This is a genomic window from Methanobrevibacter millerae (assembly GCF_900103415.1).
Taxonomy (GTDB): domain Archaea; phylum Methanobacteriota; class Methanobacteria; order Methanobacteriales; family Methanobacteriaceae; genus Methanocatella; species Methanocatella millerae.
Genome location: NZ_FMXB01000043.1, coordinates 1 through 2,229, shown reverse-complemented (window position 1 = coordinate 2,229; position 2,229 = coordinate 1). Strand labels below are relative to the sequence as shown.

The window sequence follows — 2,229 nt, the reverse complement described above, 5'->3', positions numbered from 1 at the left end:
CTGGAATTTTCTATAATTCCGTTATGGCCTGCCCAAGTTACAGCACCACCATACGCATCATTTTCTGAATATCCATTAACGATATTCAAATCTTTCAATGTAACGCCATTTGAATTAATTTTAAAAATTTTTGCTTGGTTCATACCATCAATTGTAAAATTGTTACCATTAATAATAATTGATTTTGAAATTACTATACCTGTCTTAATATCTCCAGGCTGATATCTATAATTTTTATCTAGATTTATTGTTCCAGATCCTCTATTAATCAATAATTGTAATTCGTTAAATGATCCCTCACCAGCAGAAAGAACATCATCATTTTCAGCAGCAGCTGAAAGAACTTCATCATTCAACTCTTCATTAACATCTGCCGATGCGCTTAAAACTTCGTCTTCAAAAATAATATTCTCCCCAACACCTAAAATTTCAGATGTTGATTCTGTAATATTTTCGCTAGCACTAACTACTCCCAAAGTAGCAGATAAAAATACCAACAATAACAGTATGTATAAAAACAATTTTTTCTCCATAATAAAACTCCATTTTTAAATATAAATTATAAATAATACCCCAATATTAAAATTATAAGATATTTTTGCCTCAATAGATTTTAAAAAAAAAGCCTCTAAGAATAGATTTGCTTTAAATATTAACAAATAAATCTTGAGCCAATAAATTAGCAATATTACTCCAAATTTAATGAAATGTACTGTTTGTAAAAGTGCATAAAGATTTCCATAGATTCTGATTTTTTTACAAACAATAGTAAAATTCTTCAATCCGTAATATAAGTTATATACAATATTCATTTTTTCGTTCTTGAATTTTCAATTAATCAGTTTATTTCATTAAATCATAAAGCATCTTCAATTTTTGAAATGCATTTGAATTTAAGGGTAACTAACAATTAAAGATGTATATTTGACAATTGCATTCATAGACCCACATTTGAGTACATCTTTTTCAACCCACCCAGTTTCACAAATTTTTTTGATAGAAAATACTTTTAAAAATTGCCATATTTCACCTCTTTAACAACAAAATAATTTAAAAAAATAATAAGTTTAAATAAATATTTTGATAAATACAGGTTTTATTGTTATTATATTTAATACTTACCATTTTTTAGTAGATATTTTTCAAATTAAAGAAATATTAACGAGTATATGTTATTTTTATGAGAAAAAATAATAAATTAAAGTAAGAGATTAATTAAATATGTTAAAAAAAAAATTTAAAATAAATTTAAAAAAATAAAAATTATGATAAAAAAACATGTTCATGATTAAAATTTTAAAAAGAATTTGTCAGTAGATTAATTTTTTTTGAAAACCTATTTTTTCGTTAATCTGATACCCATGTTGTGATGAATTTTACTACATTTTAGATAGTAGATTAATATTCTTATAGGAAAGAGGCGTAAAAATGATACTTAGTCCGATAACACTGTGATAATCAAACGAATTTAATTAAATTAATAAATGATTATTCACCAGTATTTGTATAAGAACAATTCAACAGCAAATACGAAATTTTTTTTCTTATTTTTAAATTAAAGTGTTATGAAATTCAAGTGAAACAGTATATTTGCTGTTCATGTGAATTTATCATGAAATGGGACATATATGCAATGATTCCAAAATATAGTTTTGAATAGCTAATAATCGATATTAATTCAAATAACTTTATAATTAAAAAATATGGTCAATTTAAAGATAAATAGAAAAAATAAAATTTAAAATCAGTTTTGTAAATATAAAATCATTATAACTTTTTCAATCTGGAAGATTCGTCATCACAAGATTCATTTAGACTGTAGAGCTTCTTCTCATCATAATCAATCGTTGATGCAAACAGAACATCACAAGAAGCATCCTTTTCAAAAAAATCTAACGTCTTTTTGTTTTCATTCCTGAATCCCTTGAAAATAACCGCAAAGAGTACCAAAGATCCCAAAACCACTAAAAGAAAAATCATGTTCTTGATGTAAAAAAATGAAATCGGAAACAATATTAAAAGAAAGGTGACAACCGAACCCAAAATCAGATAGTAAAGGAGGGATCTGTTTGAATCATGATTATTTTTCATTTAAAACACCTAGTATATATCCAGCATTCCAAATCCGTGATGATTGTTGTTTCCAAGCCCAACGTCATAGGCAAAGGCAATAAGCTCGGGACTTCCCTTCATGACAATGTCAATGTTGTAGTAATAGTCCTTGAAAAG

At 25.7% G+C, this 2,229-nt stretch carries 3 protein-coding genes; all 3 read right to left on the bottom strand.

The window, feature by feature from the left end; all coding sequences use genetic code 11:
• Positions 1 to 533 (bottom strand): hypothetical protein (locus tag F3G70_RS11885; RefSeq protein WP_149732920.1); only part of this gene is annotated, 533 nt, incomplete at its 3' end.
• A gap of 1,234 nt (positions 534 to 1,767) precedes the next feature.
• Positions 1,768 to 2,091, bottom strand: coding sequence for a hypothetical protein (locus tag F3G70_RS11880; RefSeq protein ID WP_149732919.1), 324 nt, complete (start codon positions 2,089 to 2,091; stop codon positions 1,768 to 1,770).
• Between the two features lie 9 nt (positions 2,092 to 2,100).
• A complete protein-coding gene (locus F3G70_RS12535) occupies positions 2,101 to 2,199 on the bottom strand; it encodes a CRISPR-associated endoribonuclease Cas6 (protein WP_394349332.1) in 99 nt (32 codons plus the stop codon).
• Positions 2,200 to 2,229: the final 30 nt, after the last annotated feature.